Origin of the sequence: Aeromonas sp. R2-1, assembly GCF_040908425.1 — a bacterium.
Taxonomy (GTDB): Bacteria; Pseudomonadota; Gammaproteobacteria; order Enterobacterales; family Aeromonadaceae; genus Aeromonas; species Aeromonas caviae.
Genome location: NZ_JBFODR010000037.1, coordinates 65,742 through 72,147 on the forward strand (window position 1 = coordinate 65,742; position 6,406 = coordinate 72,147).

4 protein-coding genes are annotated in these 6,406 nt (G+C 57.6%); all 4 read left to right on the top strand.

Features of this window, described 5'->3' with window-relative positions; genetic code table 11:
* Nucleotides 1-29: 29 nt before the first annotated feature.
* A complete protein-coding gene (locus AB5Y80_RS14520) occupies nucleotides 30-1,361 on the top strand; it encodes a TolC family outer membrane protein (protein ID WP_010675164.1) in 1,332 nt (443 codons plus the stop codon).
* Nucleotides 1,362-1,460: 99 nt separating this feature from the next.
* Entirely contained in the window at nucleotides 1,461-2,219 is a 759-nt protein-coding gene (locus AB5Y80_RS14525; RefSeq protein WP_223917454.1) for a transglutaminase-like cysteine peptidase, read from the top strand.
* A 3-nt stretch (nucleotides 2,220-2,222) separates the two neighbouring features.
* A complete protein-coding gene (locus AB5Y80_RS14530) occupies nucleotides 2,223-4,148 on the top strand; it encodes an EAL domain-containing protein (RefSeq protein ID WP_368173111.1) in 1,926 nt (641 codons plus the stop codon).
* A 267-nt stretch (nucleotides 4,149-4,415) separates the two neighbouring features.
* On the top strand, nucleotides 4,416-6,406 hold a 1,991-nt coding region (locus AB5Y80_RS14535), incomplete at its 3' end, for a retention module-containing protein (RefSeq protein ID WP_368173112.1).

Consider the following 6,406-nt stretch of genomic DNA (forward strand, 5'->3'; position numbering starts at 1 on the left):
AATCTAAAAACAACATGACTGGAGATACCATGAAGAAGACGATTGTTGCCATGCTGGTTAGTGGCACCATACTGTTCCCGGGCCTGAGCCAGGCACAGACGCTGGAACAGTCAGTGGCGCAGTCACTGGCTACCCATCCGAAAATCAAGGAAGCTTTTGATCTCTATCAGGCACGACTGTATCAGCATGATGGAGCCAAGGGCGGCTATTACCCCACCATTGATCTGCGTGGTGGCGTCGGTTACGAGAAGACTGACAGTCCCTCGACCCGTGCCGCAGGTCCGAATTCACAGACGATCGATGACTCCATGACGCGCAAGGAGGCCGGGATCAGCCTTCGCCAGATGCTGTTTGACGGCTTTGATGTCAGCAGCAACGTGGCACGGACCGATGCCGCCGCCCAGGCCCAGCGCCTGGCGATGATCTCCGAGGCGGAGAACACGGCCCTGCGCGTGGCCGAGGTCTACCTCAACATGCTGCGTCAGCAGGAGATCCTGGAGCTGTCCAAGCAGAACCTTGAAACCCACGAGCAGATCCGCAGTGACATCCAGAAACGGACCGACTCCGGTCTAGGGTCGACCGCTGACCAGACCCAGATCGACGGTCGTGTGGCTCGGGCTTACTCCAATCAGGCGGCGGCGGAGAACAACTATCGGGATGCCGAGAGCGAGTTCATCCGTGTCGTCAATGAAGTGCCCAAGGATCTCGTTCAGCCCGTACCGAATACCCAACTCCTGCCCGCAACACTGGAAGATGCTCTGAAGACGGCAACAGAGGTTCACCCGACCCTGCTGTCATCCCTGCAGGACATCGAAGAGGCGAAGTACCAGCATGAAGGCTCCAAGTCCGGGTTCTACCCGAACGTAGCCTTTGAAGTGGATCAGAACTGGAACGAGGACATCGATGCGGTCAAAGGCCGTAACGACGATCTCACCGCCATGGTCCGGATGCGTTACAACCTGTTCCGCGGTGGGTCCGATCTGGCAGAAAGCAAGGCAACCTCAGCGCTCTATTCCCAGGCCAAAGACATTCACATGAATGCCTTCCGTCAGGTGGAAGAGGGGACCCGCCTCGCCTGGAACGCCAAAGAGTCGCTGGCCAAGCAAAAAGTCTTCCTCAAAGAGCACGTGGACGCCAGCTATGACACCGTACAGGCCTACAAGAAGCAATTCGGCCTGGGCCAACGGACCTTGCTGGACGTGCTGAACACGGAGAACGAACTGTTCGAGGCTCGCCGCAGCTACATCACGGCCGAGTACGACTCCCTGTTGGCAGATTATCGTATCCTCAATGCCACCGGTGGTCTGCTCAATGCCCTGAATGTGCAGCAACCGGCTGAATGGCAGGCCAACAACAACTGATGGCCCTGCCACTGATGTCATATCAGGCAAGGGGAATGGCTGCAGCGTGCTGCAGTCATTCTTTTATGCGTCCGGCGGTCAGGGGATGATGGCGGCGTCATGACACAGAAAGAAGTGGCATCGACAGGCTGGAGCCGACGTGATGGGTATCGAGCTGTCGCAGGTGCACGTGCGCCCTGGCGGGTTCGCCTGCTGTGGCTGGCCCTGCTGGCGATCCCCCTGCTGCTCAGCGCCAGCCAGCCTCTCTCACCGGAGGATATGAAACTGGTCAAGCGCGCGGAGGAGACCTATGGCCCCAGGGCCGGCAAACGGGTCACCAGCTGGCGCACTTTGGCAATGCAGAACAAGGCGGCGGGGCTGACGGATCGGCAGAAGCTGGAGAAGGTGAACCAGTTCTTCAACCAGATGCGTTTCATCGATGACATCAAGTTGTGGCACAAGAAGGATTATTGGGCGACACCGCTGGAATTTCTGGGCGCAGCGGGGGGAGATTGTGAAGACTTCAGCATTTCCAAGTATTTTACCTTGCTGGAACTTGGCATCCCTGATGAAAAAATGCGAATGGTATATGTCAAGGCATTGGATTATAACCAGTTTCATATGGTCGTTGCCTACTATGAGACGCCTGCGGCAGTACCCCTGATTCTGGACAATCTTGTCGGATCAATTCGCCCGGCGACCCAACGGGCGGATTTGTTGCCAATTTACAGTTTTAACGGTAGTCACTTGTGGCTGATGAAGGCGCGTGGTCAAGGGGAACTGGCCGGGCAATCATCCCGCTTGGGATTATGGACAGACTTACGCAATCGCATGACATCGGGGCGATTGGCTCGGCCTGCGGTCAATTTGGATGATTAACCTATGACGCTCTACAGACAACTATTGGCAACCATGCTGCTGCTGTTCGGATTGCTGTTTGCCGCCACCTATTGGGTGCAATTCAATTCGACCCGCAACTACCTGGCGCAGCAGCAGGAGACCACCGTCATCAATACGTCCACCGCACTGGGTCTGGCGCTGACCCCCTATCTGGAGAACGGCGACAAGGTCAGTGCCGAATCCGTGATCAAGGCGGTGTTCGACGGGGGTTACTACAAGTTGGTCCGTCTCGATCTGCTGGCCTCCAAGGATGTCATCGAGCTGGAGAACAGCAGCCATATCGAAGGGGTCCCACAGTGGTTCATTGGGCTGGATCTGTTCCCTGAAGTGGCCAATGAATCGATTTTGACGTCGGGTTGGCTACAACTGGGCAAGCTGAAGGTCGTCGGCCACCCTGGACAAGCCTACTACGAGCTTTGGAAAGGAATGAGCGAACTGGCCACCTGGTTCCTGGTCGGCTTTCTCGTCACCACTCTCTTGCTGATGCGGGCGCTCAATTATCTGCTCAAACCGCTCAAGCTGATTTGCGATCAGGCGGTTGAAATCGAGCTGCACCATTTCGGCCACGCCATTCCCGAGCCCAAGACCCGCGAGCTGCGGCAAGTGGTACAGGCCATCAATACCCTTTCCAGCAAGCTTGCCGTGCAGTTCAAAGAGCAGGCCGACGAGGCCGAGAACCTGCGATCCCGCGTCTATGTGGATGCCGTCTCCGGGCTTGGCAACCGCTCTTACTTCGTCGGGCAGGTCAATGCCTGGATTGCGGAGGCCGGGCAGGGCGGGGTCATGCTGGTGGCCGTCGACATGCTGGACGATCTCTATCGGGAAGAGGGCTTTGCTGCAAGGGACAACATGGTCAAGTCCATTGCACAGGTGCTCAGGGAACTGCTGGATGGTTGGGATGGCGCGGCACTGGCCCGGATCTCGGCGACCGAGTATGCCTTGCTCTGCCCCACCGATGATCTCTCTCAGCTCAAGGAGCTGGCGGAGCTCATCAACAGCCGTATCGCCGATCTGGTTGTCAATCCCATGGGAGAAAGCGGTGCGCTGTCCGTCGTCGGCATCGCCGGCCGTGATGGCAATGACGATCTCTCGGCCCTGCTGACGAAGGCGGATAACGCCCTTGGCAAAGCGCGCAATGAGCGGCGCGGTGCCGTCGTGATGGAAGGCGGCAATGAGCAGGGACTGATGGGACGCCTTGCCTGGCGAGACCTGGTGCAGGATGCCATTGCCAGACATCTCTGGCGCTTCAAGGCACAGCCTGCATGTCGCTTCGATGATGGTACCCGCCTGCATGCCGAGTTGTTCGCGGCCATCTCGCGAGATGGAACGGATTACTTCGCAGGGCAGTTCTTGCCTGCGATCGAGCAGTTCAAGATGGGGGCCGAGTTTGACAAGGCGGTGCTTGAAGCCTGCGTCCCCTTGTTCAAGCAGCAACCGGAATTGGTGTTGGCAGTCAATATCACGGCGGGTTCTCTCTGTTCGGATGAGTTCCTGACATGGCTCAGAGGCTATCTGTCGCTGAACGTGGAGCTGAAGGAGCGACTGCTGTTCGAGATCCCGGAAGCGGCCATCATGAAACACAAAGAGTATGTGACTCATCTGGTTGAGCTGTTGCGAGAGCACGGCTTCTTGTGGGGGGTCGATCACTATGGCCGGCACTTCCAGTCCCTCGGCTATCTGGAAGAGCTGACCCCCACCTATGTCAAGGTGGACCACGGGTATACCAGCCAGGTCATGGAACCAGGCGCCGATACCTCCTTCCTGGCGGCTGTCTGTCGGGCTGCCCACAATGCGGGTGTCACGACGATCGCCACCCGGGTGGAAGATCAACGGCAGGTTGAATTGTTGTCCAGTTTGCATATCGATGGTTATCAGGGGTTCGTTCACCCTGCATTTCCACTGGCATAAGCGGTACAACTCGATAGAAAGGGGCCCATTAAGGGCCCTTTTTTATATCTGTTTAGAATATGTACATCATTTTTACGCGACAAACAGGTAATATCACTAAAACTCGCGCTGTTACTTAATTGATTTTTATATGTAAAAAATATTCGTTCGATTCGCTGCATCGGATGAAGTCAAAGAGACTCAACCCTGTACATTTTTGCAACGGAAGCAGGACGGGGGCGTATCTAGAGTGTAGGCATCAAGATCTGTCACCCTGGAGCAATGGATATGCGCACCCAAATCATCGACAAAACCGTGGTCGTCTCTTCCGTAGAAGGCAACGTTCAGATCCTGCTTGCCGATGGCAGCAGTCGCCCTCTCCAGCCTGGCGAGATCCTGCAGCCTGGCGCCAGACTCAATATCGCTGATGATGCCAAATTGATGCTGGCGCCCTACGATGACAAACCTGCAGCGGACAATGGTGTTCCGGCAGGGACAGAGATGCCTCCAGAGGGGCAATCTTCCTCATCGGTTGCCAATCATCAGCAAGGCTCGCCTGAAGTGTCGCCAGAAATTGCGGCGCTGCAACAATCCATCCTGCAAGGGGTTGACCCGACCAAGAACTTCGAAGCCTCTGCTGCCGGTGGGGCACCTGCCGCCGGTGGTGGTGGCGGTATCGGCGGGGTCGCTGGGGCCAGTGGCAATGGTGGTTTTGTTGTCATAGATCGCATCGGAGATGCGACCATAGCTGAGGCCGGATTCGATACCGGCTATGACACGTTGATCGATCAGAATGTGCTGCAGGAAGACGATCTTCTGCCCGAGAATCAGCTCGATGATCAGGATGAGTCTGCTGTTACCCAGGAAGATCAGGCCATCAGTGGCAATGTGCTCGACAACAGCAACAATCCGGATGGTCCCCTTGATACGTCTGTCATTTCCTATAGCTGGGGTAGCAATCAGGGAATTGCTGCCGGCGTTGAGAGCACGCTGGATGGGATTGGTACGCTGATCATCAATGCCGACGGCTCCTATACCTTTACCCCTGCGCTGAACTACACAGGCCCTGTACCTGCGGTCAATTACACCGTAACGGATGGGGATGATACCAACGACTCCACTCTGACCATCACCATCACCCCTGTAGATGAGCCTGTCTCGCTGAATGGATTGCAGGTCGAGGGTGGTGAGCTTGTCCTTGATGAAGCCGCATTGCCGGATGGCTCAGCCTCCGATGGCGCAGCCTTGACCAAGAGCAGTACCTTTACATTCAATGCGGCAGATGGAGTACAAAGCCTGACGCTGGGAGGTGTGACGCTGATCAGCAATGGCCAGGTCTTGACCACCTTCCCCCAGGGGATCCCCAGTCCTTTGGGAAATCAACTGCTGGTGACCGGCGTCAGCTACAACCCGGTGACAGGGGTTGGCAGCGTGACCTACAGCTACACCCTGAACGATAACGAAACACATAACAAACCTGCAAATGATGGGGCTCTGACGGAGAGCTTCAACGTTGTGTTGACGGACCTCGATGGCGACACGACCAGTGCAGGGCTGGATGTCGTGGTGCTGGACGACGTGCCGACGGCGGTGAGCGACGTCAACCTGACGGCGGCGAGCGAGAACAACCTGGTCCTCAATGGCAACGTCATCACCAACGACGTGCAGGGGGCGGATGGCGCGGCGGTGACCGCGGGCACCCTGAACGGGACCTACGGCAGCCTGGTGCTCAATGCCAACGGCACCTACACCTACACCCTCAACCCGAACGACGGTGACTTCAAGGCGCTGACCGGGGGCGGGGTGGGCAGCGAAGTGTTCACCTACACCCTGACGGATGCGGACGGAGACGTGAGCACGGCGACCCTGACCCTGACCATCAAGAACGACGATGACGGGGTGACCATCACCAACCTGACGCCCAAGGGCGAGGGCGGGGATGTGAAGGTGTACGAAGACGACCTGCTGGCGACCCGCGGCGAGAACGAATCGGCGGGGTCGGACAGCAGCAAGGAGTCGACCACGGTGACGGGGGACTTCACCATCAGCGCGCTGGACGGGGTGAAGACCCTGAGCGTGGGTGGCATCAACATCGTGGTGAACGGGGTGGTGGCGGGCTTCCCGCTGAGCGGGGTGACCACGCCGCTGGGCAACACCCTGACCATCACCGGGTACAACCCGGCGACCGGGCTGGTGAGCTACAGCTACACCCTGAACGACAACGAGGCGCACCCGACGGCGAACGGCAACAACAGCCTGTTCGAAGACTTCGCGGTGAG

Excerpts from the sequence above, each read along its gene's own strand:
- AB5Y80_RS14520 (WP_010675164.1), top strand. The coding sequence starts at position 30 with ATGAAGAAGACGATTGTTGCCATGCTGGTTAGTGGCACCATACTGTTC.
- AB5Y80_RS14525 (WP_223917454.1), top strand. The coding sequence starts at position 1,461 with ATGACACAGAAAGAAGTGGCATCGACAGGCTGGAGCCGACGTGATGGG.
- AB5Y80_RS14530 (WP_368173111.1), top strand. The coding sequence starts at position 2,223 with ATGACGCTCTACAGACAACTATTGGCAACCATGCTGCTGCTGTTCGGA.